This window comes from Microbacterium kunmingense, from assembly GCF_023155745.1.
GTDB lineage: Bacteria > Actinomycetota > Actinomycetes > Actinomycetales > Microbacteriaceae > Microbacterium > Microbacterium kunmingense.
On the sequence record NZ_JAKNUS010000006.1, the window covers coordinates 203,375 to 228,809 of the forward strand.

At 69.9% G+C, this 25,435-nt stretch carries 22 protein-coding genes, 3 tRNA genes and 1 other RNA gene; 13 read left to right on the top strand and 13 right to left on the bottom strand.

Annotated features, from left to right (window positions below; translation table 11 throughout):
* Positions 1-10 precede the first annotated feature (10 nt).
* A complete protein-coding gene (locus tag MA875_RS10855) occupies positions 11-232 on the bottom strand; it encodes an SPOR domain-containing protein (RefSeq protein WP_248242305.1) in 222 nt (73 codons plus the stop codon).
* Positions 233-309: 77 nt separating this feature from the next.
* On the opposite strand from MA875_RS10855, the gene ppgK reads away from it, so the two are divergent.
* The gene (ppgK, locus tag MA875_RS10860) at positions 310-1,107 is read left to right on the top strand and encodes a polyphosphate--glucose phosphotransferase (RefSeq protein WP_248242306.1); all 798 of its coding nucleotides are present in this window, start codon (positions 310-312) and stop codon (positions 1,105-1,107) included.
* Between the two features lie 8 nt (positions 1,108-1,115).
* Here the strand turns inward: ppgK and rnpB are convergent.
* The 3 genes from rnpB to MA875_RS10875 all read right to left on the bottom strand — a co-directional run bounded on the left by rnpB (position 1,116) and on the right by MA875_RS10875 (position 4,020).
* An RNA gene (gene rnpB, locus MA875_RS10865) (RNase P RNA component class A) lies at positions 1,116-1,475 on the bottom strand.
* A 45-nt stretch (positions 1,476-1,520) separates the two neighbouring features.
* A complete protein-coding gene (locus MA875_RS10870; protein ID WP_248242307.1) occupies positions 1,521-3,254 on the bottom strand; it encodes a bifunctional 3'-5' exonuclease/DNA polymerase in 1,734 nt (577 codons plus the stop codon).
* A 34-nt stretch (positions 3,255-3,288) separates the two neighbouring features.
* Complete coding sequence (locus MA875_RS10875; protein WP_248242308.1) at positions 3,289-4,020, bottom strand: zinc ribbon domain-containing protein; 732 nt, start codon at positions 4,018-4,020, stop codon at positions 3,289-3,291.
* 131 nt (positions 4,021-4,151) lie between these two features.
* Here MA875_RS10875 and MA875_RS10880 point away from each other — a divergent pair, with 131 nt between their 5' ends.
* From MA875_RS10880 to MA875_RS10915, 8 genes are all read left to right on the top strand, one after another.
* The gene (locus MA875_RS10880) at positions 4,152-5,117 is read left to right on the top strand and encodes an LLM class F420-dependent oxidoreductase (protein WP_248242309.1); all 966 of its coding nucleotides are present in this window, start codon (positions 4,152-4,154) and stop codon (positions 5,115-5,117) included.
* Between the two features lie 31 nt (positions 5,118-5,148).
* Positions 5,149-5,221 (top strand) — tRNA-Val (locus tag MA875_RS10885).
* Positions 5,222-5,330: 109 nt separating this feature from the next.
* The gene (aceE, locus tag MA875_RS10890; RefSeq protein ID WP_248242310.1) at positions 5,331-8,057 is read left to right on the top strand and encodes a pyruvate dehydrogenase (acetyl-transferring), homodimeric type; all 2,727 of its coding nucleotides are present in this window, start codon (positions 5,331-5,333) and stop codon (positions 8,055-8,057) included.
* A gap of 18 nt (positions 8,058-8,075) precedes the next feature.
* On the top strand, positions 8,076-9,269 hold the full coding sequence (locus MA875_RS10895; protein ID WP_248242311.1) for a PucR family transcriptional regulator: 1,194 nt from the start codon (positions 8,076-8,078) through the stop codon (positions 9,267-9,269).
* A 94-nt stretch (positions 9,270-9,363) separates the two neighbouring features.
* A complete protein-coding gene (locus MA875_RS10900) occupies positions 9,364-10,278 on the top strand; it encodes an ACP S-malonyltransferase (RefSeq protein ID WP_248242312.1) in 915 nt (304 codons plus the stop codon).
* The gene (locus tag MA875_RS10905) at positions 10,275-11,276 is read left to right on the top strand and encodes a beta-ketoacyl-ACP synthase III (protein WP_248242313.1); all 1,002 of its coding nucleotides are present in this window, start codon (positions 10,275-10,277) and stop codon (positions 11,274-11,276) included. The genes MA875_RS10900 and MA875_RS10905 overlap by 4 nt, the downstream gene beginning before the upstream one ends.
* A 68-nt stretch (positions 11,277-11,344) precedes the next feature.
* Positions 11,345-11,593, top strand: a complete 249-nt coding sequence (locus tag MA875_RS10910; protein WP_124293295.1) for an acyl carrier protein — start codon at positions 11,345-11,347, stop codon at positions 11,591-11,593.
* Between the two features lie 60 nt (positions 11,594-11,653).
* Positions 11,654-12,892 (top strand): beta-ketoacyl-[acyl-carrier-protein] synthase family protein, encoded by a 1,239-nt coding sequence (locus tag MA875_RS10915; RefSeq protein ID WP_248242314.1) that lies wholly within the window; start codon positions 11,654-11,656, stop codon positions 12,890-12,892.
* Positions 12,893-13,046: 154 nt separating this feature from the next.
* On the opposite strand, the gene MA875_RS10920 is transcribed toward MA875_RS10915, so the two are convergent.
* Complete coding sequence (locus tag MA875_RS10920) at positions 13,047-13,550, bottom strand: DUF3145 domain-containing protein (protein ID WP_248242315.1); 504 nt, start codon at positions 13,548-13,550, stop codon at positions 13,047-13,049.
* Between the two features lie 181 nt (positions 13,551-13,731).
* The gene (locus MA875_RS10925) at positions 13,732-14,505 is read right to left on the bottom strand and encodes a hypothetical protein (protein ID WP_248242316.1); all 774 of its coding nucleotides are present in this window, start codon (positions 14,503-14,505) and stop codon (positions 13,732-13,734) included.
* A 152-nt stretch (positions 14,506-14,657) separates the two neighbouring features.
* On the opposite strand from MA875_RS10925, the gene MA875_RS10930 reads away from it, so the two are divergent.
* Together MA875_RS10930 and MA875_RS10935 are read left to right on the top strand one after the other, a co-directional pair.
* Entirely contained in the window at positions 14,658-16,676 is a 2,019-nt protein-coding gene (locus tag MA875_RS10930; protein ID WP_248242317.1) for a DUF262 domain-containing protein, read from the top strand.
* A 35-nt stretch (positions 16,677-16,711) separates the two neighbouring features.
* A tRNA-Ile gene (locus MA875_RS10935) sits at positions 16,712-16,788 on the top strand.
* Positions 16,789-16,804: 16 nt separating this feature from the next.
* Here MA875_RS10935 and MA875_RS10940 read toward each other — a convergent pair.
* Positions 16,805-17,884: a DMT family transporter gene (locus tag MA875_RS10940; RefSeq protein ID WP_248242318.1), complete on the bottom strand. Its 1,080-nt coding sequence runs from the start codon at positions 17,882-17,884 to the stop codon at positions 16,805-16,807.
* 42 nt (positions 17,885-17,926) lie between these two features.
* On the opposite strand from MA875_RS10940, the gene def reads away from it, so the two are divergent.
* A complete protein-coding gene (gene def, locus MA875_RS10945; protein WP_248242319.1) occupies positions 17,927-18,493 on the top strand; it encodes a peptide deformylase in 567 nt (188 codons plus the stop codon).
* Positions 18,494-18,722: 229 nt separating this feature from the next.
* Here def and MA875_RS10950 read toward each other — a convergent pair.
* The 5 genes from MA875_RS10950 to dusB all read right to left on the bottom strand — a co-directional run bounded on the left by MA875_RS10950 (position 18,723) and on the right by dusB (position 24,156).
* A tRNA-Asn gene (locus MA875_RS10950) sits at positions 18,723-18,795 on the bottom strand.
* Positions 18,796-18,860: 65 nt separating this feature from the next.
* Positions 18,861-19,646, bottom strand: coding sequence for an ATP-binding cassette domain-containing protein (locus tag MA875_RS10955; protein WP_248242320.1), 786 nt, complete (start codon positions 19,644-19,646; stop codon positions 18,861-18,863).
* Positions 19,647-19,689: 43 nt separating this feature from the next.
* Positions 19,690-21,597, bottom strand: a complete 1,908-nt coding sequence (dnaG, locus tag MA875_RS10960; protein ID WP_248242321.1) for a DNA primase — start codon at positions 21,595-21,597, stop codon at positions 19,690-19,692.
* Positions 21,597-22,985 (bottom strand): deoxyguanosinetriphosphate triphosphohydrolase, encoded by a 1,389-nt coding sequence (locus MA875_RS10965; protein ID WP_372492567.1) that lies wholly within the window; start codon positions 22,983-22,985, stop codon positions 21,597-21,599. Before MA875_RS10965 ends, dnaG begins: the two co-directional genes overlap by 1 nt.
* Positions 22,986-22,989: 4 nt before the next feature.
* Positions 22,990-24,156: a tRNA dihydrouridine synthase DusB gene (dusB, locus tag MA875_RS10970; protein WP_248242322.1), complete on the bottom strand. Its 1,167-nt coding sequence runs from the start codon at positions 24,154-24,156 to the stop codon at positions 22,990-22,992.
* 57 nt (positions 24,157-24,213) lie between these two features.
* Here dusB and MA875_RS10975 point away from each other — a divergent pair, with 57 nt between their 5' ends.
* Positions 24,214-24,720 carry a glutathione peroxidase gene (locus tag MA875_RS10975; protein ID WP_248242323.1) on the top strand — a complete coding sequence of 169 codons (507 nt, stop codon included), beginning with the start codon at positions 24,214-24,216 and terminating at the stop codon, positions 24,718-24,720.
* An 18-nt stretch (positions 24,721-24,738) separates the two neighbouring features.
* On the opposite strand, the gene MA875_RS10980 is transcribed toward MA875_RS10975, so the two are convergent.
* Positions 24,739-25,434 carry a DsbA family oxidoreductase gene (locus MA875_RS10980; protein WP_248242324.1) on the bottom strand — a complete coding sequence of 232 codons (696 nt, stop codon included), beginning with the start codon at positions 25,432-25,434 and terminating at the stop codon, positions 24,739-24,741.
* Position 25,435: the final 1 nt, after the last annotated feature.

A 25,435-nucleotide genomic window follows, 5' to 3' on the forward strand; every position in this document is an offset into this window, starting at 1 on the left:
CGAGGTCAGACTAGTTGGCGCTGTCGCTGCCGGCGGGGCGGCTCTCCCAGCCGTCCTCGCGTGCCTCGTCCTCAGCCCAGGCCCGGGAGCGCTCGCGCAGCACCTCGGGCGCCATCGCTGCTTCCTCGGCGGTGTCGAACGGACCCGCACGGTCGATGGCGGGCGATTCGAAGCCCTTCTCGACCTCGCCGGTGGTCAGGTTGTACCAGTACTTCTCGCTGTCGTGTGCCACGATGACTCCTCGGCTCGCCACGGATCGTCCGCTGGGTCGATCCTACTGATCGACGGGGGCGTCGATAGGCTTGGGGCATGGCTTCTGACGCGACGCGCGCCGTCGGCATCGACATCGGCGGCACCGGCATCAAGGGTGCGGTGGTGGATCTGAAGGACGGCACCCTCCTCACCGACCGGGTGAAGGTGTCCACCCCGAAGGGTGCGGAGCCGCCGGACGTCCTCGAGGCGGTCAAGGAGGTGCTCTCCCGGCTGGAGATCACCCAGGATGCCATTCCGCTCGGCGTCGCGTTCCCCGCCATCGTCAAGAACGGCACGACCCTCTCCGCCGCGAACGTGTCGGACAAGTGGATCGGATTCGAAGCCGAGAAGTTCTTCGAGGACGGGCTCGGTCGCGACATCTACTTCGCCAACGACGCGGATGTCGCCGGTGTCGCTGAGATGCGATACGGCGCCGCCCGCGACCAGGACGGGCTGGTGATCCTCACCACGCTCGGCACGGGCATCGGCTCGGCCGTGATGTACCGCGGGGTGCTGATCCCCAACACCGAACTGGGGCACCTGCAGCGCGCCAAGCACGGCAAGGATGCCGAGGCGTTCGCCGCCTACTCGGCGATGGAGCGCGAGGAGCTCTCCTGGGAGGAGTGGGCCGAGCGCCTGCAGTGGTACTACGACTACGTGCAGTTCCTCTTCAGCCCGGATCTGTTCATCGTCGGTGGCGGGGTCAGCAAGCACGCGGACAAGTTCCTGCATCTGCTGTCCCTGAAGACGCCGATCGTGCCCGCGACACACCGCAACAACGCCGGCATCATCGGCGCGGCGGCGCTGTCACTGGGTGCGGCTCCGCAGCTCTCCGACGTCACCGCCGCCGACTGACAGAGGGGCGAATGGGCCGGCCTGTACGCCGGGTTCTGTCCGGGGGCGTGAGCCCCGTGGACGGTCATCTCTCTCGGCGACACGTTGCCGTGCCGCTCCAGCGGCCTACCCGAGGACTCGGCGAGCCGCGTCAGCATCCTCTGTCTGGCCTTGCTCCGGGCGAGGTTTGCCGTGCGGGCCGTGTCACCACGACCCCGGTGGTCTCTTACACCGCCGTTTCACCCTTACCGGGGTCGCCCCCGGCGGTCTGTTCTCTGTGGCACTGTCTCGCGGATTACTCCGGGTGGGTGTTACCCACCGCCCTGCCCTGTGGAGCCCGGACGTTCCTCGGCGCGGATTACCCGCGACGCGACCGTCCAGCCGACCCATTCGCGTTTCGAGTGTACCGCCGGGCTGCGGCGCACCCGGGTCGGTCAGGCCTTCGCCGCGGTCTCGGCGATCCGCAGATCCAAGGGGAAATCCAGGGGGAAGTCGCCGAAGAGCAGGCGGGTCGCCGAGACGGATGCCGCGCGCACGGCCTCGGCGACGTCCTCTGCCTGCGAGAGCGGGGCGTGGACGATGATCTCGTCGTGCAGGAAGAACGCCAGGTGCGGGCGGCGGGAGAAGACCGGCCCTGACGCCGGCGCCGGCGGTCCGACCTCGACCTCGGCGAGCGCGTGGAGTCGCCCGCGCAGGTCGGCGATCCAGGCCAGCGCCCATTCGGCGGCCGTGCCCTGGACGACGAAGTTGCGCGTGAACCGGCCTCGGTCGCGGGCGCTGCGTCGGGCTCGTTCCTGCTCGGATGAGGTCGCGTCCGAGCGGCCGGCGGCGTCCTGGACCGCACGCCAGTGCGGCCCCGGCGGCGGGGAGGTGCGCCCCCACCGCGTGTGGACGACTCCGCCCTCCTCGCCGATCCGGGCGGCCTCGTCGACGAGGGCCATCGACCGGGGGAAGGAGCGTCGAAGTCGCGGCACCAGTCGCCCGCTCTCCCCCGTCGTCGCTCCGTACATCGCCCCGAGAAGCGCCGTCTTGGCGTCGTCGCGGCGGGAGACGGCACCCGTCTCGACCACCCCCTCGTACAGGTCTCGCCCGCGCGCCGCCGCCGCGAGCGACAGGTCTCCGGCCATTGCGGCGAGCACCCGGGGTTCGAGCTGGGCGACGTCGGCGATGACGAGGCACCACCCGGGGTCGGCGCGAACCGCTTCTCGCAGGACCCGCGGGATCTGCAGGGCGCCTCCGCCCGACGACGCCCATCGGCCGGTCACCACTCCGCCCGGCACGAAGACCGGCCGGAAGCGACCGTCGGTCACCCATTCGTCGAGCCAGGTCCAGCCGTTCGCCGTGAGAAGTCGCGACATCCGCTTGTACTCCACCAGCGGTGCGATCGCAGGGTGGGTGTGACGCTCCAGCTCCCACCGACTCGTCGTCTGGACGTGGATGCCCACCCGGTGCAGCGCGCGCAGCAGCTTCGGGGGTGAATCCAGCGACACCGCCGGGTCCCCGAGTGCGGCGCGCACCTGGTCGGCACGACGCCGCATCCGGTCGGGGAGAGTGTCGCCGCGGGGGCGGGGTCCGAGGATGCGCGCCAGCACCTGATCGTGGGCGCCGGCGTCCCACGGCAGGCCGGCCTCGGTCATCTCCACCGCGGCGAGGGCGCCCGCCGACTCCGCGGCGATGAGGAGGTGCAGCGCTCCGGGCGCGGCCGTCGCCGCGACGGCCTGGCGCTGCCAGGCGAACTCCCGCCGGACGGCTCCGATCGCCTGCGGCAGCGATGCGGTGTGGGCATCGGCGTCGAGGGAGAAGAGCGCGTCACCCCGCCCTGGCTCGATCACGGTCGGCCGTGCCTCCCACCACGGCTCGCTTCGCGCGAGGACATCTGCGGGCAGGTCGGGGCGTGATCGCAGGATCGCGTGCGCGAGGCGCAGATCTCGGCAGCGCGCGACGCGAACTCCGGCGGCGAGGAGGCTGCGGTAGGTCCCGGCGGTGTCGGACCACACCCAGCGGGGTGCGTGCTGCTCCTCCACGGCGGTCACCCAGGGTGCGAGCTCGTCGGCCGCGAGGAGCTGGGTTCGATGCTCGGCACCGTCGCCGTCCATGAGCACGGCCGCCCACCCGTCATCCGCTCTTCCCAGGGCGACGAACGCGACCTCGGCCGAGGGCATGGTCATCCGGCGGCCTCCGCTCGCGCGGCCTCGGGTGGACTCAGAGGCCGGACTCCTCGGTGCGGACGAGGATGCCGCCGCATTCCGGGCAGGTCACCACCGTGTCATCCGGGGTCTGCCTGATCCTCTGCACATCGGTACCCGAGAGCATCATGTGACACCCCTCGCAGGTCTGACGGCGCAGCAGACCCGCTCCGACGCCGCGCGCGGCGAGGCGTTCGTACATCGCCAGCAGGTCGGCGGCGATCGACCCGGCGACCGCCTCGCGGTCGCGCCGGGCCGCGGTGAGCGAGGCCTCGGCCTCGGCCACCGCGCGCTTGGCCTCGGCGCTGAGCTGCGCACCCTCGTCGTTGGTGGCGCGAATGAGCTTCTCCTGCTCGACCACGGCCGCTTCGGCCGACTCGAGCTTCTCCATCACTTCCAGCTCGGCGTCCTCCAGATCGCGCTTCCGACGAGCGAGGGAGGCGAGCTCGCTTTCGAATCCCTGGGCCTCGCGGGAGTTGGAGCTGGCCGCCAGGCGCTCCTCGTCGCGGGCGCGGCGTGCGTCGACGATCGCGACATCGGATTCGATGCGCGCCATCTCCGCGCGGAGGTCGTCCCGCACGCCCGCACGGCGGCTCAGCTCCTGCGTGAGCCCGGTGCGCCGAGCCAGGAGCTCCTTCACGCGTTCGGCCTGGGGAGGATGACGTCGTGCGTGATCTGCCTGGCGGATGCGGGTGTCGAGGTCGGCGATCTCGAGCAGGCGGCGCTGATCGGCAGGGGTGGCGTTCACGCCTCCAACCTACCCGCCGCATCCCCCACCCCGCCGGAGCGCTCCTGCCTCATCATCGGCGCGAGCGCAAGGCCTGGGTCGATGACGACCGGGCTCCGTAGCGTGGGCGCCACCAGATCTGAGGAGCACCCATGACGAGCTTCGGCTACACCCTGATGACCGAGCAGAGCGGCCCGAAGGAGCTCGTGCGCCACGCCCGCCAGGCCGAGGACGTCGGCTTCGACTTCGAAGTCTCCAGCGACCACTACTCCCCGTGGCTGACCACGCAGGGGCACGCCCCCTACGCGTGGTCGGTGCTCGGCGCGGTGGCGGCCGTGACCGAGCGGGTCGAACTCATGACCTACGTGACCTGCCCGACCGTGCGCTACCACCCCGCGGTCGTCGCGCAGAAGGCCGCGACACTCCAGGTGCTCTCCGACGGGCGGTTCACGCTGGGGCTCGGATCGGGCGAGAGCCTGAATGAGCACGTGGTCGGGGAGGGATGGCCCGGGGTCGATGTGCGCCAGGACATGCTGATCGAGGCGATAGAGATCATCCGCGCTCTCCACACGGGCGATCTCGTGACCTACGACGGACAGTACTTCCGGGTCGACTCGGCGCGTGTCTGGGACGCGCCCGAGGCGGGCGTTCCCCTGGCGACGGCCGTGTCGGGTCCGAAATCGATCGAGCGCTTCTCGGCCCTGGTCGATCACATGATCGCCGTCGAGCCCGAGGCGGACCTGGTGTCGGGGTGGGAGGAGGCGCACGGGGGCGGTTCGCGCAGGATCGGTCAGATCCCGATCTCCTGGGATCCCGATGAGGATGCCGCGATCGCCCGTGCCCACGAGCAGTTCCGGTGGTTCGGCCTCGGCTGGCCGGTCAATTCCGAACTGCCGACGCCCGCGAGCTTCGCCTCGGCCACGCAGTTCGTCAGGCCCGAGGACGTCGCCGAGGGGATCGCCTGCGGACCCGATCTCGACAAGATCGCCGAGAGCGTGCGGCCCTACCTGGAGGCGGGATTCACCGACGTCGCGCTGGTGCAGATCGGCGGCGACACCCAGGACCGGTTCCTCGCCGAGGCCGCAGAGCCTCTGCTCGAACGCCTCCGCGCGATGTGACCCCGACGCCGTCCTCCTACACTGGGCGGAGGGGCCTTTAGCTCAGCTGGTAGAGCGCCACGTTTACACCGTGGATGTCGTCGGTTCGATCCCGGCAGGGCCCACCGAGGACTCGATAGGCTTGTCGATGGTGTGTTGTGCGGAGCGAACAAAGCGATCCGCACGTCCATGGTGAATGTCTGGCATGATCTGCCAGCCGAAGAAAGGTCTCGTGTGACTGTTCACGACCAGGATCCGTACTCTCAGGGCCCGCAGGACAGCGACCCGGAAGAGACCTCGGAGTGGCAGGAATCGCTCCAGCAGCTGGTGCAGGCCAAGGGCCCGCAGCGCGGACGCGAGATCATGCTCAGCCTGCTGAAGGCGTCGAAGGAACTCCACCTCGGCGTGCCGATGGTTCCCACCACCGATTACATCAACACCATCGCGGCCGAGAACGAGCCCGATTTCCCCGGTGACGAGGAGGTCGAGCGACGCTACCGCGCGTGGATCCGGTGGAACGCCGCGATCACGGTTCACCGCGCTCAGCGCCCGGGCATTTCCGTCGGCGGTCACATCTCGACCTACGCCTCGTCGGCCGCCCTCTACGAGGTCGGCTTCAACCACTTCTTCCGCGGTCAGGACCATCCCTCCGGCGGCGACCAGATCTTCATCCAGGGCCACGCGTCGCCCGGCACCTACGCGCGCGCGTTCCTCGAGGGTCGGCTCACCGAAGCCCAGCTCGACGGCTTCCGGCAGGAGAAGTCCGCTGCCCCGAACGGCATCCCCTCCTACCCTCACCCTCGTCTGATGCCGGAGTTCTGGCAGTTCCCGACGGTGTCGATGGGGCTCGGCCCGATCAACGCCATCTATCAGGCGATGACGAACAAGTACCTGACCAACCGCGGGATCAAGGACGTCTCCGACAGCCACGTCTGGGCGTTCCTCGGCGACGGCGAGATGGACGAGGTCGAGAGCCGCGGCCAGCTGCAGGTCGCTGCGAACGAGGGCCTGGACAACCTCACCTTCGTCATCAACTGCAACCTGCAGCGCCTGGACGGTCCCGTCCGCGGCAACGGCAAGATCATCCAGGAGCTCGAGAGCTTCTTCCGCGGCGCCGGCTGGAACGTCATCAAGGTCATCTGGGGCCGTGAGTGGGACGACCTCCTCGCCCGCGACAGCGAGGGTGCGCTGCTGAATCTCATGAACGTCACCCCCGACGGCGACTACCAGACGTACAAGGCCGAGAACGGTGCGTACGTCCGCGAGCACTTCTTCGGGCGCGACGAGCGTGCTGCCGCTCTGGTGAAGGACTACAGCGACGAGCAGATCTGGAACCTCAAGCGAGGCGGGCACGACTACCGCAAGGTCTACGCCGCGTTCAAGGCGGCCGCCGAGCACAAGGGCCAGCCGACCGTCATCCTCGCCAAGACCATCAAGGGTTACGGCCTCGGTCCGCACTTCGAGGGTCGCAACGCCACGCACCAGATGAAGAAGATGACGCTGGACGACCTCAAGCTCTTCCGCGACGCGATGCACATCCCCGTCAGCGACGCGCAGCTCGAGGAGAACCCGTACCTGCCGCCGTACTACAACCCCGGACCGGACGACGAGACGATCCAGTACCTGCACGAGCGTCGCCGTGCCCTCGGCGGATACCTGCCCGAGCGGCGCACCCACCACGTCGGTCTGGAACTGCCGGGAGACCAGGCCTACGCCCTTCCCAAGAAGGGATCGGGGACGCAGGAGGTCGCCACCACGATGGCCTTCGTGCGCCTTCTGAAGGACCTGCTCCGGGTGAAGGACTTCGGCCACCGGATCGTGCCGATCATCCCCGACGAGGCACGCACGTTCGGTATGGACGCCTACTTCCCGACGGCGAAGATCTACAACCCCAACGGCCAGCACTACACCTCGGTCGACCGCGAGCTGCTCCTGGCCTACAAGGAGAGCCCGCAGGGCCAGATCGTCCATGTCGGCATCAACGAGGCGGGCGCCCTGGCGGCGTTCACCGGCACCGGCACGACGTACTCCACGCACGGCGAGCCGCTGATCCCGGTCTACGTCTTCTACTCGATGTTCGGCTTCCAGCGCACCGGCGACGCCCTGTGGGCGGCAGGCGACCAGATGGCGCGCGGATTCCTCATCGGCGCCACCGCGGGGCGCACCACCCTGACGGGCGAGGGCCTCCAGCACGCCGACGGGCACTCGCCGCTCCTGGCCTCCACCAACCCGGCGGTCGTCAGCTACGACCCGGCCTACGGCTACGAGATCGCCCACATCGTGCGGGCGGGCATCGAGCGGATGTACGGCGGGAACCACCCCGACCCGAACGTCATGTACTACCTCACGGTGTACAACGAGCCGATGGTCCAGCCCGCCGAGCCCGAGGGAGTCGACGTGGAGGGCATCGTCCGCGGCCTCCACCGGATCGCCCCCGCCACGGGCGACGGCGCACGGGCGCAGATCCTCGCTTCGGGCGTGGGCGTGCCCTGGGCCCTCGAGGCGCAGCAGCTGCTGCGCGACGACTGGGGCGTCCAGGCCGACGTGTGGTCGGTGACCTCGTGGGGCGAGCTTCGTCGCGACGGGCTCGCCGCCGACGAGCACAACTTCCTCCACCCCGAGGGCGAGCAGCGCAGCGCCTACGTCACCGAGAAGCTCGCAGGCACGCCCGGCCCCGTCATCGCGGTCAGCGACTTCGAGCACGCCGTGCAGGATCAGATCCGTCCCTGGGTGCAGCACAACTTCCACACCCTGGGCGCCGATGGTTTCGGCTTCTCCGACACCCGCCCGGCCGCACGCCGGTGGTTCAAGATCGACGGACCCTCGATCGTCGTGAAGACCCTGCAGGCGCTTGCCGCCGAGGGCACGGTGGATCGCTCGCTGTCGGCCCAGGCGATCGAGAAGTACCGTCTGTACGATGTCAGCGCGGGCACGAGCGGGAACGCGGGCGGCGAGAGCTGATCGGGTACGGCTCCGACGATGGACAAGGCCGAAACCCTCGCCTGGCTCCGGCGCATCGCGGGTGACCTCGCCACGGCCACGATCCAGCGTCTGGAAGACTCGCTGCCCTGGTACGCGGAGATGCCGCCGGCCCGCCGGTCGGCGGTGGGCCTGGTCGCCCAGGCGGGGATCAGCTCCTTCATCCAGTGGTACGACGATCCGGGATCGACGCCGTGGATCGCGGCGGACATCTTCGCCGCCGCACCCCGCGAGCTCCTGCGCAGCGTCTCGCTGACGCAGACGCTGCAGCTCATCCGCGTCACCGTCGAGGTGACCGAGGAGCGGGTGGCCGGGAAGGATGAGAACCTCCGCGAGGCGATCCTGCTCTACTCGCGCGAGGTGGCCTTCGCCGCGGCCGACGTCTACGCCCGGGCCGCGGAGGCGCGGGGCCTGTGGGATGCGCGGCTGGAAGCGCTCGTGGTGGACTCCATCCTCACCGGCGAGGCCGACGAAGAGCTGCCGAGCCGTATCGCCGCCCTCGGCTGGCACGGCCACGGCGAGGTGGCGGTTCTCGTGGGCACCACTCCCCCGCAGTTCGACGTCGATCAGCTGCGGCGGACGGCACGCAAGCTGGGCGTCGACGTGCTGATCGGGGTGCAGGGTTCGCGACTCGTCCTGGTCGTCGGTCGCGCCGACTCCCCGCGCGGTGAGGACACCCCGACGGATCTGCCCTTCGATGAGATCGCCCGACGCCTCGAACCCGGGTTCGGAGCGGGGTACCTCGTGCTGGGGCCCGCCGTCCCCGCCCTCGTCGACGCCAGTCAGAGCGCCCGGGCCGCGCTCGCCGGCTTCGCCGTCGCGCGCGCATGGCGCCACGCCCCGCGACCCGTGGAAGCCGACGACCTGCTTCCCGAGCGCGCCCTCGCGGGCGACCCGCTCGCCAAGCAGACCCTGGTCGAGCGGATCTACCGCCCGCTGCAGGGCCACAGCTCCGATCTCGTGACGACGCTGTGGAGCTACCTGGACAACGGCCGGTCGCTCGAGGCGACCGCGCGAGAGCTCTTCGTCCACCCGAACACCGTGCGGTACCGGCTCAAGCGCGTCTCCGAGGTGATCGGCTGGGATGCGACCGGGCCGCGCGAAGCGCTCATTCTGCAGACGGCGCTCATCCTCGGATCGATCGGTACGGATGCCACCCGCCGGCGTTCCCCGGGGCCCCGCCGGGTCGGATGACACCCTCGCGACTGTGCGAATCGCACAAAGCCTCTGGCCGTTTCTGTGCCGCCACCTCCAGCAGGTGCGGCGGGATCGTTGAAAGGATGGAACCGTGATCATCGCCGTCTTCCCCGGGCAGGGTTCGCAGACACCGGGCTTCCTGGCCCCGTGGTTGGACATCCCGGGAGCCCGAGAGACGATCGAGGTGTACTCCGACGCCGCCGGAGTCGACCTCGTCGCGGCCGGGACGCAGTGGGATGCCGATCGCATCCGCGACACCCAGGTCGCGCAGCCGCTCATCGTCGCCGCCGGCCTTCTGGCCTGGGGCGAGCTCGGCAGGCCTCGCCAGGTGTCCGGGGTCGCGGGGCACTCCGTCGGCGAGTTCACCGCCGCCGCGGCGGCGGCGATCCTCCCCGACGCCGAGGTGCTGAGACTCGTGGGTGTGCGCGGGCGGGCGATGGCGGATGCCGCGGCCCAGGCCGACACGGGGATGAGCGCCGTCATCGGCGGTGACGAGGCCGCCGTCCTCGAGAAACTCTCCGTCCTCGGGCTGACCCCGGCCAACCACAACGGCGCCGGCCAGATCGTGGCCGCCGGCGCCCGAGCCGACCTCGAGCGGCTCTCTGCCGAGCCCGTCCCCGGCACCCGCGTCATCCCCCTGCAGGTCGCAGGGGCGTTCCACACCGAGTACATGGCGCCTGCGGTGGCCGCGCTCCGCGAGGCGGCGTCGCGGACGGTCGGCGCCGATCCGCTCCGCACGATCTGGACCAACCGCGACGGCTCGGCGGTGACGACCGGCCGGGCCTTCATCGACCTTCTCGTCGAGCAGGTGGCCTCGCCCGTCCGGTGGGACCTCTGCATGACGAGCTTCGCCGCCGCCGGGGTCACCGGCCTCATCGAGCTCACCCCCGCGGGGACCCTCACCGGGCTCGCCAAGAGGGCGCTCCGCGGCATCCCGACCGTCGCCGTGAAGACCCCGGACGATCTCGCCGCCGCCGTCGAGCTCTGGGAAGGATCCGCCGCATGACCGTCTCCCTGCGTCAGCCCACCGGCGTCGCCCACACCCGCATCTACTCCTACGGCGCCGCGCGCGGTGAGCTCGCGGTGCCCAACGACGACCTCGTCGGGCCCATCGACTCCAGCGACGAATGGATCCGCCAGCGCACGGGCATCGTGACGCGAATGCGGGCCGAACCCGGAACCGACGCGATCGACCTGGCCACCGAGGCCACTCGGGAGGCGATCGAGCGCTCCGGCATCGATCCGTCGGATGTCGACCTGGTGATCTGCGCGACCATCAGCAACCCGAAGCAGACGCCCTCGGTGTCGGCCATCGTCGCCGACCGCGTGGGGGCCAATCCGGCCGCTGCCTACGACGTGAACGCCGCGTGCGCGGGCTTCGCCTACGGGGTCGCCCAGGCCGACGCCCTGATCCGGGCCGGAGCTGCGCACTACGCCGTCGTCGTCGGCACCGAGAAGCTCAGCGACGTCGTCGATCCGACCGACCGCAGCATCTCGTTCCTGCTCGGCGACGGTGCCGGCGCGGTCGTCGTGGGGCCGAGCGACACCCCCGGGATCGGCCCGACCGTCTGGGGATCGGACGGCTCCAAGTCCGACGCCGTCGGGATGAACCACACCCTGACGGATTTCCGCGACGGGAAGGCACCCTGGCCGACCCTCCGCCAGGAGGGTCCCACCGTCTTCCGGTGGGCCGTGTGGGAGATGGTCAAGGTCGCGCGCGAAGCCCTCGAGGCCGCCGGTGTCGCGGCATCCGACCTCGCCGCCTTCATCCCGCACCAGGCGAACATGCGCATCATCGATGAGTTCGCCAAGCAGTTGAAGCTCCCCGAGACGGTCGTCGTCGGCCGCGACATCGAGACCACCGGCAACACCTCGGCCGCATCGATACCCCTCGCCACGCACCGACTGCTGGAGGAACACCCCGAACTCAGTGGCGGATTGGCCCTGCAGATCGGATTCGGCGCAGGACTCGTCTTCGGCGCGCAGGTGATCGTCCTCCCGTGAGCGCGGGAGCGACGACCCTAAACTGAACGGGGCCCGACCGGGCTTCCCCCGAGAAAACAGGAGAAACCATGGCATTCACCAACGACGAGGTCCTCGCCGGGCTCGCAGAGCTCATCACCGACGAGACCGGCATCTCGGCCGACGAGGTCGCCCTGGAGAAGTCGTTCACCGACGACCTCGACATCGACTCGATCTCGATGATGACGATCGTCGTCAACGCCGAGGAGAAGTTCGGCGTGACGATTCCCGACGACGAGGTGAAGAACCTCAAGACCGTCGGCGACGCCGTCACCTACATCACGTCGAACCAGGCGTAGCGCCCTCCGGTGGGGGCTTTGCGCCCCCACCGGCACGACCCACCGAGGAAACACCTTCGTATGAGCACCTCTCGCATCGTCGTCACCGGTATCGGTGCCTCCTCCCCCATCGGCGCGACCGCGCCGGAGAGCTGGGAGGCACTGCTGGGCGGAGCGTCCGGAACGCGGACGCTCGAGCACGAATGGGTCGAGCAGTACCAGCTGCCCGTCACCTTCGCCGCACAGGCCAAGGTGCGTCCCGACACCGTCCTGGAGCGACCGGTGGCCAAGCGACTCGACCCCGCGTCGCAATTCGCCATGGTCGCCGCCATGGAGGCGTGGGAGGACGCGGGGAAGCCCGACGTCGATCCTGAGCGGCTGGGCATCGACTTCGCCACCGGAATCGGCGGCGTGTGGACGCTGCTGGACGCCTGGGACACCCTGCGGGAGAAGGGGCCCCGCCGGGTCATGCCCATGACCGTGCCGATGCTCATGCCGAATGCCGCGGCGGGGAACCTTTCGCTCCACTTCGGTGCCCGAGCCTTCGCGCGCACCGTCGCCAGCGCGTGCGCGTCGAGCACGGAGTCGATCGTCAACGCCGTCGAGCACCTGCGCGCGGGGCTCGCGGACGTCGTGATCGCCGGCGGTACGGAGTCGGCGATCCATCCGATCACGATCGCGTCGTTCGCCTCGATGCAGGCCCTGTCGCGGCGCAACGACGATCCTGCGACCGCGTCGCGGCCCTGCAGCGTCGACCGCGACGGCTTCGTCATGGGCGAGGGCGCGGGAGTGCTCATCCTCGAGACCGAGGAGCACGCGCGTGCACGCGGTGCGAAGATCTACGCCGCGGTCGTCGGCGGCGGCGTCACGGCCGATTCGTACCACATCACCGCGAACGACCCCGAGGGCGTCGGTGCCGCCCGGGCCGTGCGGATGGCCCTGGAGATGGCCGATGCCTCCCCCGACGACGTCACGCACGTCAACGCCCACGCCACCTCGACACCGGTCGGCGACCCGAACGAGTACACCGCCCTGAGAACCGTGTTCGGCGAACGGATCGACGAGGTGCCGGTGTCGGCCACCAAGGCGTCCACGGGGCACCTCCTCGGCGGCACCGGTGCCCTCGAGGCGATCTTCACGGTGCTGGCGCTCCGCGACCGCGTCGCCCCGCCCACGATCAACATCACCACGCAGGATCCCGAGGTGCCGTTCCGCATCTCGGGGAAGCCGGTCGAGCTCGGTCAGGGCGATCAGCTCGCGATCAGCAACTCCTTCGGTTTCGGCGGACACAACGCCGTGGCGGCCTTCGCCAGCGTCTGAACCCCGCCCCGGCACGGCAGAGGCCCCCGACTCCGGTCGGGGGCCTCACCTGTCTCCGTGCGTCGATTCGCGGTCCCGATCCCCGGGAGTGATCACCGATCCACCGGTAGTGGCGCCTCGCGCACGGGATTCCCGTCTCACCTCATCCGAGGCGTCATCCCACCTTGTGCAACCAAACGACGGATGCCTCGTCGCCGGCGTGACGGAACGGTTCCAGCTCGTCGTCCCAGGCGGCGCCCAGCGCGACGTGGAGTTCTCGCTGCAGCTCCTGAGCGTCACCGGCGGCGATCTCCATCGCATAGCGGAGGCGATCCTCCCCGATGACGATGTTGCCGGCGGCATCCGTCTGGGCGTAGTGGATTCCAAGACCCGGGGTGTGGAGCCACCGACCGCCGTCGCTGCGCGGTGTGGGGTCTTCCGAGACCTCGAATCGCAGGTGCTCCCAACCGCGGATCGCGGTGGCCAGGGCGGCGCCTGTCCCGGCAGGGCCCTCCCAGTAGAACTCCGCGCGACGGCTTCCGGACAGCACCGGCTGGTCGGCCCACTCGAAGGTGACGGGCCGACCCAAAGCACGTCCCACCGCCCACTCCAGGTGGGGGCACAACGCGCGTGGCGCGGAGTGGATGTAGATCACTCCACGCGCAGTGGTTGTCGCCATGATGTCTCCGTTTCCTCAGGTACGTCTTCCCCTACGACCTGCGAAACGACAGCTCCGGCATGTTCGGTTGTGCGGCCATTATCACCTGCGGACCGGGGAATCACAAGCGTGTGATTCCCCGACACGCCGAAGGCTCCGGCGCGGGCGCGCGCGGAGCCTCCGGTGCAGAGCGTCAGGCTGCTCAGGCCTCGCTCATCGCGAGCTTCTCCTGCTGGCCCTTGGCCGCGTAGTACGCGGCGCGGGCCGCGTCGCGACGTGCCTGCTCGACCTGCCCGGCCTCGAGCACGTCCTGCGCGACCTCGACGTTCTGCGCGTGGGGAACGCCGTGGTACTTCTCGATGTAGGCGTCCAGCTCCGGGCCGGACTCCCACGAGGTGATCAGGCAGTAGCGCGGCTCGCTGCCGAGGTGCGTGGCGGCGTGCCAGAGGCGCTGGGTGTCGATGATCAGCTGCGCGCCCGCCGGCAGTGCGATGCGCACTTCGCCCTGCGGGTCGGTGCGGTTCTCACGGAGGACGAAGAAGCTGTCCTTGTCGTCGGTGAGGTTGAAGAATCCGCGCACCACCCAGCCGGTGCCGTCGGGGTTCAGGCGGTTGTTGTCGTCCTGGTGGAGGTTGTAGAGGCAGTCGGCGTAGGAGTTCGGCTGCAACTCGATGATGCGGCAGCGTCCCACGTTCGCACCGGGCTCGAGGGCGCGCTCGGTGAGGGTCGGCGCGATCGCCGTCTGAGAGTCGATCCAGACGCCGTCCTTGTCGGTCCGCGGTGGCTTGTGGTTCCAGAAGCCGTTGCACTCGATCTCGCCCTTCGCCGACGCGAGCGGCGCGAAGCGGGTGTCACCCGAGGACTTCCAGTCCACGTACTCCAGATCGAGCCACTCCTTGGGGTCGATCTCCTTGCCGTAGCTGTCCAGCACCACGTAGCCGGTCTCTTCGAGAGCGGCTGACTTGATGTAACCCATAGCGTTATGCCCTTTCGTAGGTGGCCAGCACGTTTTAACAGGCCAACTAAGGCAAGCCTACCTCCGGCGGGCGCGGGAGCCCGGGGGGCTGAGACGCGTTCATTAGACTCGACGCGGCCTGCCCGTGTCATCCTGAGGAGAGAACCGCGCCGATGGTCACCGCCACGAACGTCGATGCCACCGCCGTCAACACCCTGCGGTGGCTCGCCACCGGAGACCGCACGATCGTCGTCCCGGTCTATCAGCGGCAGTATCGATGGGACATCGGCAACTGCGAACAGCTGCTCACCGACATCCGCGCGGTCGCCGATCTCGACGACCGGCATATGCACTTCCTCGGCTCGGTCCTCTCGGCGGTCTCCGACGAGGAGCTCGTGCTGATCGACGGGCAGCAGCGCATCACGACGCTGATGCTGCTCGTGGCAGCCCTGCATCACACGGTCGGAGACACCGATCCCGCGCTCTCGGCAGAACTCGAGGGTGTCCTGCTCCGCGGCGGCGAGCCGGGGGCCGAACCCCGGACCACGCTGCGCCCCCACCGCGCCTGGGCGGACGTCTTCCGGTCTGTGATCCTCGGTGACGACGCCGATCCCGCGGTGCGCGAATCCCGTTTCGCCGACAACTACTCCTTCTTCCGCAGCCAGGTCTCCCCCGATGAGGTGCCTCGTATCTGGCGAGGCCTGAAGAAGCTCGAGCACGTCGCGATCAGCCTGGGTGCGGGCGCCAACGCTCAGCAGATCTTCGAGAGTCTCAACTCCACGGGAGAGCCGCTGCGCGATCACGAGCTCATCCACAATCACGTCCTCATGGGCCTGTCCCATTCCGAGCAGATCAGGATCGAGGACGAGTACTGGCTTCCGATCGAGCAGGCGACCGGCGAGAGCATCGCCGCGTTCTGGGAGCAGTACCTGGTGATGCGGACGGGACGCGAGAACGAGGATGCCGCGGGTCGCGGGGTGTACGACGTCTTCCGTCACGAGTTCCCCCGACTGGAGGCGGACACCCTCGAGACGCACGCCTCGGAGTGGCGGGAGTACGCGGAGATCCATCGCGTCCTCCGCGAACCCGAGCGCGAACCCGACGATGAGATCTCCCGGCGTCTGGCCGGCATCGGTGTCTTCGGCCCCGTCGCCTTCCCGCTCGTGATGAGGGCCTATCGGCGCTTCCGGGCCGGCGATCTCGGGCGGGAGCCTCTGCTCGCACTGCTCCGGCAGGTCGAGTCGATGCTCCTTCGCCGGACGATCGTGGGGATCGGCACGACCCGGATCGTCGCTCGACTCTGCCGCGCCGAGCACGAGGGCGCCGACGCGCTCAGCCGGGCGATGGACCGCATCACGCCAAGTGACGAGCGGGTGTCGGTGGCGCTGAAGTACTCCGACCTCCCCCACCCGGCATACGTGCTCACCCGTCTTTTCGGGGTCGATCCCGGAGCCGGCTGGGACGTCGACCACATCGTGCCCCTCTCCCCCGCCGAGACGTGGACCGGCGACGGGGTGCGTAGCTGGGCGGAGTACTCCGAAGATGAGCAGAACAGCCACCGGGCTCTCGCGCGCACCCTCGGCAATCTCGCGCTGATCGAGGAGGAACGCGGGATGCAGGTGTTCGACGCACCGTTCCCGGCGAAGCGCGCCGCCTATGCACGTTCCGCGGTGGGCGGGACTGCGGCGCTGGCAGATCAGGAGCGTTGGGGCACGCGGGAGATCTCCGCGCGGTCCGCCGCGCTGACCGCGCGGTTCGTGCAGGTATGGCCGCGGGCGGCCGTCACGGGGATCGACGACGACGGCTTGACACCGGTGCTCGACGCCGTCCGCCGGCGCGGCTGGCCGCGGGGATGGGAGCGCGAGTGGGACTACGTCGAGTACCGCGGCGAGCACTGGGAGGTCAAAGACGTCCGCTACCTCTTCCACCGCGTCTTCGCGCGGCTCTGGGCGGACGCGCGTGACGCGGTCGTCGCCTACAGTGCGCGTCGGGGCGGTCCGATCTACCCCGAGCGGGCGTGGACCGGTCAGTGGGACGCGCTGGATGCCGATCACCACCTGTATCTGGGGTGGGATTCCAGCTACATGCTCAGCGCCGTCCAGGGCGTGCTCGCGGAGGCGGGGATCGCGGAGGAGGTCTTCGTGAAGTACTCCTACATCGGAGCGGTGATGTCCACCGGCGTGCGACGCTGAGGAGCAGGTTCCCGGGCCGCTAGGCTCGGATGCGAGGGGCGGTGGCCAAGCTGGTCAAGGCAGCGGGCTCATAACCCGACGATCGTGGGTTCAAGTCCCACCCGCCCTACCAGCAGTGCCGGTGCCGATCAGCGGCGCGGGTCGTCGCGGTCGCGCACCGGCGGTTCCGGCCAGACCTTCGCGACGGCCTCGGTGACGCGGATGGAGCCGGTGCTCGGACCGGCGACCGTACCGGCGCCGTCCGAACCCCGCGGGATCGGGATCTCCTTGCTGTCGCTGACGATCTGCGGGTGGTAGCGGGCCAGTTGGAACACGCCCCACACCGCGATGACGCCGGCGATCAAGAAGCCGATGTTCGCCCAGAGCGGCGCGGTGGCGGCCTCACCGAGGACGATGAGGCCGATGAGGATCGCCACGATCGGGTCGATCACGGTCAGACCGGCGATGACCAGGTCGGGCGGCCCGGACGAGTACGCGGTCTGCACGAAGTAGGCGCCCACCCCGGTTCCCACCAGCAGCGCGACGAGGCAGAGGAGGGTGAGCCACTCGAAGTTCTGGTTCTGGATGCGCACGATGATCACCTTCGCCAGCGTCGCGACGAATCCGTAGATGACCCCGGCGCCCATGATGTAGAAGAGCGCACCCATGCGCTTGCGCAGCCACACCCAGAGGCCTGCGAAGGCGACGGTGACCACGGCCAGGATGAGGAGGATCGTGATCAGCTGACCGTCGGAGATCGGCGACTCCGTGGCGAACAGCGCCGCGATCGTGACGAAGATGAAGATCCCCCCCACGCATGCGCCGATCGCGATCAGAGAGCGCCTGGTGGGCTTGTGACCGCTGATGCGGGCGTTGAGCAACGTGGTGATGACCAGGGCGATGGCCCCGAGCGGTTGCACCACGATCAGTGGGGCGAAGGACAGGGCGGCGAGCTGGCAGACGATCGCGAGCCCCAGCATCATCGTGCCGATCACCCACGACGGGCGAGACAGCAGACGCAGAAGCTGACCGCCGCTGAGCCCGCCTGCTCCCCCGGCGCCGCTGATCTGTTCGACCTTGGCGACGCCTCGGTGCTGATACTGCGCGCCGAACGACATGAACACCGCGCCCAGAAGCGCCAGGGGGATGCCGATCAGCAGGCCCGGATTCTGGAAGACACCGACGAGAACTTCGCCGACATCCTCCAGTTGTACGTCTGCGCTCAGCACCCCTCGACCATACCTGGCGAGTCCCGTCGATAGGCTCGGGACATGGCCGTTCGACCGATTCGCATCATGGGAGACCCGGTGCTCCACGCCCCCGCTTCGCCCGTGGAGGACGTCACCGACGAGATCCGCTCGCTCGTCGCGGACATGTTCGAAACCATGGACGCAGCACCCGGCGTCGGTCTCGCCGCACCCCAGGTCGGCGTGCCGCTGCGCATCTTCACCTACTCGTATGAGGACGACGAGGGTCTTCGCTGGCGCGGGGTGATCATCAACCCCGACCTGTGGATGCTGCCGACGGTTCCGGGCGACCCCGACCCGGACGAGGAGTCGGAGGGGTGCCTGTCGTTCCCGGGGGAACGGTTCCCGCTGCGGCGCTCGGAGCGGGTGCGTGTCACGGGCCACGACCTCGACGGCCGGCCCGTCTCCCTGGATGTGGACGGATGGCGCGCCCGGATCCTGCAGCACGAGTTCGACCATCTCGACGGCGTCCTCTACATCGACCGGTTGGATGCCGGGGACGCCAGGATCGTGCAGAAGATCGCGCGCAAGCGCGGCTGGGGCCGCCCGGGCTCGTCGTGGATGCCGGGCGTGGACGACCTGGACGCCTGACACCGACGTCACGGGGTCGGCAGTGCTGCGCGCGACCCCTCGGACCTTTTCGATCCGTCAGAAAGTGTCGTCCGGGGTGTCTCCGGGCGACATCGATCGACGGGTCGCGTCCGACTCCGCGGCATCCATCGACGGGTCGTGGCCGACCACGAGCGAGCGGAACCGCATCTGCCGCGGCGAGGCTGCGCACGAAGAAGCGGCCCGGGGGTGGAGCCCCGAGCCGCTTGCGCTCCCCCACTTGGACTCGAACCAAGAACCTATCGGTTAACAGCCGATTGCTCTGCCAATTGAGCTATGGAGGAATGCTCCCCCGCCGAAGCGCGGGCAACCCGACCATGCTAGCAAACGTGCGAGGGTGCCCGTGACATCAGGAGGCGGCGCGCCGCCGATCGTCTGCACCGCCGGGCGTCCACAGCAGATCATCCAGGTGTGCGCCTGCGGCGACGGGGTGCCCCCCGCGCAGCACGAGAACCTGCGCACCCAGGTCGCGCGCGACCTCGTCCTCGTTGGTGACGATGACACTCGCCATCCCGACGTCGTCCCGGCGCCGGGCGATGGCCTCGTGCGCTGCCCGACGAACCTCGACGTCCATGTTGGCGAACGGCTCGTCGGCGAGGAGGACGGTGGGCTGCAGCATGAGGGCGCGCGCGAAGGCGACGCGCTGGCGCATGCCCGCGCTGAGCTCGTAGGGGTACTTCGCCGCCGCGCCGAGGGGGAGCATCATCTCGTCCAGGAGCGCCGCGACGCGGATCGACAGCGCGCGCTGGTTCACGCGACGATCGCGGCTGGTCACCGGTTCGGCGATCGTCTCCGACACCGTCAGCCGCGCGGGCAGCTTCGCGCCCGCGCTCTGCGGCAGGAAGCCGGCGACGTAGGTGAGCACGCGGTGCTTGCGACCCGGGCGCCGTACCGAGATGCCCTCCACGAGCGCATCTCCGCCCACCACGCCCAGATCGGCCGGCGCATGCCCGGCGAGCATCGCCAGCAGACTGGACTTGCCCGCCCCGGTCGGCCCCATCACCGCCAGAGTGCCCGCGCGCGGCAGCCGGAACGACACTCCCTCGACGACGCGCAGAGCGCCGGGGCGGGGATTCCATGCCAGCGAGAGGTCGCGGCTGTCGATCGCGACGTCATCGTCTCGCGGCGGGGCCATAGCCCCATCATGCCTCGTCGACGGCGTGGCGGCGACCGCCGCGTCAGCTCTCGGCCGTCACGGCCTGACGATCGTGATCGAGCTCACGCAGTCGCAGGCGCACCGCGCGACCCTCGTCGGACTCGGGGGCCACGCGCTGGATGGCACGGAGCAGCTCGCGCTTCTCATCCTCAATCCCCCGCAGCACGACGCGGCGGGCGAGATCGGCGGTCGAGGCGACGGCGGCGTCGTCGGTCAGCGCCGGAAAGGCGCGGGTGAGGAGCTCGGCGGCGAGCGAGCGGTAGGGCTCGCGCACCGCCGACACCGCATCCGCCGCCCACCCCACGCGATCGAGATCGGGGACGGCGGCGAGCGTCTGCCGGACGGCCTCGAGCGCGGGTACCCGGAACGGCTGTCCGAGGGCGCGGGTGCGCAGCGCGTCGTCGATGCGATGTCCGAACTGCAGGAACCCTGTCAGAGCGTCGCGCTCCAGCGCGGCGTCGGCGGTGCGAGGGAGGGTGGCGACACTCGGCCGGACGAGGTCGGCATCCCCCGCTCTCGGCTCCCCCTCGGCGGTTCGGTCGGGGCTGGGGCGCTCCCGATCACGCTCGCGCGAGGTCCGGCCCTGGGCTTCGACGTCGGGACCGCGGCTGGCGCCGCGTGCCGCTCGTTCGACCGCGGCGGAGACCTCCGCGAGGTCGAGGCCCAGCCGCCGCGCCAGCACGCGCGTGTACCCGGGGCGAAGCGCCGGGTCGCGGATCTCCGCCACGATGGGCGCCGCCGCGCGGAGCGCTCCGGCCCGCCCCTCCACCGTCGCCAGGTCGAATCCCGCCAGCCGCTGGTCGATCACGAACTCGAACATGGGGGCCTTGTGGTCCATGAGCGCGCGCACCGCGGCATCCCCCTTGGCCATGCGCAGGTCGCAGGGATCCAGCCCCTCGGGCGCCACCGCGACGTAGGTCTGCGCGGCGAAGCGCTTCTCGTCGCCGAAGGCGCGCAGCGCCGCCTTCTGCCCCGCCGCATCGGGGTCGAAGGTGAAGACGACCTCGCCCGCCGCGCTGTCGTCGCCCATGACCCGCCGGAGCACGGTGATGTGGTCGGACCCGAACGCGGTGCCGCACGTGGCGACCGCGGTGGTCACCCCGGCGAGGTGGCAGGCCATGACGTCGGTATAGCCCTCGACGACCACCACGCGGTGATCGCGGGAGATGTCGCGCTTGGCGAGGTCGAGTCCGTAGAGCACCTGCGCCTTCCGGTAGATCGGCGTCTCCGGGGTGTTGAGGTACTTCGGGCCGCCGTCGTCCTCGTACAGCTTGCGCGCGCCGAACCCGATCACCTGCCCCGTGACATCCCGGATCGGCCACACGAGGCGGCCGCGGAAACGATCGTAGACACCCCGCTGCCCCTGGGAGATCAGCCCGGCCGTCGTCAGCTCCTCCCGGGTGAATCCCCGGCCGGTGAGGTGATCCATCAGGTGGGACCACCCTCGCGGCGCGTAGCCCACGCCGAAGTGCGCGGCAGCGCCGGCGTCGAAACCGCGTTCGCCGAGGAACATGCGCGCCGCCGCGGCGTCGGGGGTGACGAGCTGGGAGCGGAAGTACTCCGCCGCCGCGGCGTTCGCCGCGTACAGCCGGCTGCGGCCGGTCGTCTCGGGCGCGGCGCCGCCGTCCTCGTAGTGGAGCGCGTAGCCGATCCGTCCGGCGAGACGCTCGACGGCCTCGGTGAACGACACGTGATCCATCTTCCGGAGGAAGGTGTACACGTCGCCGGACTCCCCGCACCCGAAGCAGTGGTAGAAACCGACCTGGGGGCGGACGTGGAAGCTCGGACTGCGCTCGTCGTGGAACGGGCAGAGCCCCTTCAGCGACCCCACCCCCGCGGATTTCAAGGCCACACGCTCGCCGATGACGTCGCCGATGTTGGTGCGGGCCTTGACCTCCTCGACGTCGGCCTGGCGGATGCGGCCGGCCATCAGTCCGCCGCCCTGTCCGGCGTCGCTCGATGCGATCCGGGAGCCCAGATGCCGAGGGCGGCCGCGTCGATCTCGCCCACCAGGCGCGTGTGCCAGGCCAGGGCGAGCTGATCGGTGAGGCTCGCCACCTGATCCACGATGACCCGGCGCCGGGCGGTCTCGGTCTCGGCGGCGGCGAAGTCCTCGGCATGCATGGCGTCGAGGTGCGCCGGATCGTCCCACAGGGCCGTCGCAAGCCGCTTGAGCGCGCGGCGCTGCTCCTTGTAAAGGGCCTTCCGGCCGTCGATCGAGACCACGGTGGCACCGATGATCCCCTTGAGGACCGCCATCTCGGCCTCGATGACACGCGGGACCACGACGTGGGCGCGGTAGCGCGTGAGGACGGAGGTCTCGTACGCCTCCCGGGTGGCGGTCGTCGCCGCTCGGGCGAAACGGCCGATGAGGTCGGACGTGAGGTTCTTCAGCCGCGCGAGATCGTGGCGGGTGCCTCGGAACTCGGCGATCCACTCCGGGAGGCGCATGAGGCGGTACAGGGCGTCGGCGAGCTCGTCGCGGGCGAAGTCGAAGCCCACCCACGCCTGGATCGCGGTGAGAAGACCCTCGTGCTCGGCGCGGTCGGCGAGCCGGGCCGGGTCGAGGTAGCCGTTGACGACGGCGTCTTCGAAGTCGTGGACCGAATACGCGATGTCGTCGGAGAGGTCCATGACCTCCGCCTCGATGCATCGCACGCGTCCCGGCGCGCCCTCGCGCATCCACCGGAAGACCGGCTCGTCGTCGGGATACACGCCGAACTTCAGCCGGCCCCCCGGGTCGGGCACCGGATGATCGGCGGTCCACGGGTATTTGCAGGTCGCATCGAGACTCGCGCGCGTGAGATTCAGTCCGACGCTCCGCCCGGCGGTGTCGAAGACCTTAGGCTCGAGCCGCGAGAGGATCCGAAGGGTCTGGGCATTGCCCTCGAAACCGCCGATGCTCTCGGCCCAGTCGTTGAGCGCGCGCTCGCCGTTGTGACCGAACGGCGGATGCCCCAGGTCGTGGCTGAGGCACGCGGTGTCGACGACGTCGGGCGAGAGCCGAAGGGCGGTGGCGAGCTCGCGCCCGACCTGGGCGACCTCGAGCGAATGCGTCAGCCGGTTGCGAGCGAAATCGGCGGGGCTCGCCGGGCTCAGCACCTGCGTCTTGGCCGCCAGTCGTCGCAGCGCCGCCGAATGCAGCACGCGTGCGCGGTCGCGGGCGAAGTCGTCCCGCTGGGAGCGGTGGGTCTCAGTGTGGAAGCGCTCCGCGTCCACATCGGAGTACCCGGTCGGTCGGCCGGGGGCGACGCCGAGCCCCGCCCCGCCGTTCCAGGTCGCGGGCCCGCCGTGGCCGACCACGGCACCAGCCCCCACCGGGTCAGCCACCACTGTGATCGAGCTCGGCCTCGGCAAGGCGGGAAGAGGCCTCGGCCCCGATGTCGCGGCTGTCCAGCCACCCGTCGGGGAGGGCCGGTCGCTTCGGCGTGCCGGCGCGGCCGCGCTGCCCCTCCGCGGCGGCACCCGGGTAGGGTGCGTCGAGGTCGAGGGTCTCCAGCAGAGCGTCGATCTCCGCGAGCGTGGACACCGTCGCCAGCCGAGCCCGGGTGTCGCCGCCGACCGGGTAACCCTTGAAGTACCAGGCGACGTGCTTGCGGATGTCACGACACCCGCGGCCCTCGTCGTCGAAGAACTCCACGAGGAGCTCCGCGTGACGTCGGAATGCCCGCGCGACGAAGGCGAGGGTCGCATCCACCGGCTCGCCGGCGGCGCTGCCGTCCCGGCCGAGCGCGCGCGCGAGGTCGCCGAAGAGCCACGGGCGACCGAGGCATCCGCGGCCGACGACGACTCCGTCGCATCCGGTCTCCGCCATCATGCGCACGGCGTCATCGGCAGACCAGATGTCGCCGTTTCCGAGGACCGGGATGCTGGTGACCGCCTCCTTCAACGCGGTGATGGCCGCCCAGTCGGCGGTGCCGGAGTAGAACTGCGAGGCCGTCCGGGCGTGGAGGGCGACCGCGGCGATACCGGCGTCCTCGGCGATCCGGCCCGCCTCGAGATAGGTCAGGTGGTCGTCGTCGATGCCCTTTCGCATCTTCACCGTGACCGGGATGGCACCACCGGCACGGGCGGCACGGGTGACGATGTCGCGGAAGAGATCGCGCTTCCACGGCAGGGCCGCTCCCCCGCCTTTGCGCGTGACCTTGGGCACCGGGCAACCGAAGTTGAGGTCGATGTGGTCGGCGCGGTCCTCCTCCACCAGGAGCCTCACGGCGGCTTCGACGGTGGCGGGGTCGACGCCGTACAGCTGGATGGAGCGCGGGACCTCGGACTCGTGGTGGGTGATCAGTCGCATCGTGGTGGCGTTGCGCTCCACCAGCGCGCGCGAGGTGATCATCTCGCTCACGTACAGACCGGCCCCGTACTCTCGGCACAGCCGCCGGAAAGCGGTGTTGGTGATGCCGGCCATCGGGGCGAGCACGACCGGTGCGTCCAGGGTCAGCGGACCGATCCGAAGGGTCGGGGCTGGGGCGACGGCAAGTGACACCTCTGTATTCTCCCATCCTCGCGGCCAGGGTCGCGAAAGTGGATTTAGCCTGGGGATATGACCTCCGAAGCCACCCTCAGCGATCTGCGTTCCATCCCGTTCACGACCGCCGACGGCGGCACCGCGACGCTCGGCGACTACGCCGACAGGGTCGTGCTGGTCGTCAACGTCGCCTCGCGCTGCGGCCTCGCCCCCCAGTACGAGCAGCTCGAGGAATTGCAGCGCACCTACGGCGACCGCGGCTTCATCGTCCTCGGCTTCCCCTGCAACCAGTTCATGGGGCAGGAGCCGGGTTCCATGGACGAGATCCTCGAGTACTGCTCCACCACCTGGGGGGTGACCTTCCCGATCCAGGAGAAGGTCAAGGTCAACGGCAACGGCGCAGCGCCCGTCTACAAGGCTCTCAAGCGGGCGAAAGATCTCGAGGGAAAGAAGGGGCCGATCATCTGGAACTTCGAGAAGTTCCTCCTCACCCCCTCGGGAGAGGTGCACCGCTTCCGCCCGAACATCACGCCCGACGACCCCGCGATCATCGCGATCATCGAGGCCAACCTCCCCCGCTGAGTCAGACCGGAACCGGACTCAGCCCGCGGTCGCGGCGGATTCCCTCTGGGTGGGCGATCGGCGCTCCGACCAGACTTGACGGAGGATCTGCGCGAACGCCTCCGCGGGCTGCGCTCCCGAGACGCCGTAGGTGCCGTCGATCACGTAGAACGGCACACCGGTGATCCCGTAGGCCTGCGCCTGCGCCTGATCCCGTCGCACATCCGTGGTGTACCGATCGGTCGTCACGATCTCGCGCGCCGCGTCCTCGTCGAGACCGGCGTCGACCGCGAGGCGAACGAGCTCGTCGTCCTCGCCGACATGGCGACCCTCCGTGAAGTACGCCGACATCAGCCGTTCGACCAGCTCGAGCTGTCGGCCCTGCTCCTTGGCGAAGTGGAGCAGACGGTGGGCCTTGCCCGTGTTCGCGTGGTGCAGCAGGTCGTAGCGGTACGCCAGGCCCGATCCCTTGGCGACCTCGGTGACCCGGTCGATCATCTGCTGTGCCCGCTCGGGGCTCACGCCCTTCCGCTCGGCGAGGTAGTCGACCTCGCTCCCGTCGTAGTCGGGTGGGGTGTCGGGGGCGAGCTCGTAGGAGTGGTACACGATCTCGACCTCGGGGGCGTCGTCATCAGCCCGGGTCTGGGCCAGACCCGCTTCGAGGTTGCGCTTGCCGATGTAGCACCACGGGCAGGCGATGTCGCTCCATACGTCGAGCCGGAGGGGTTCAGTCATA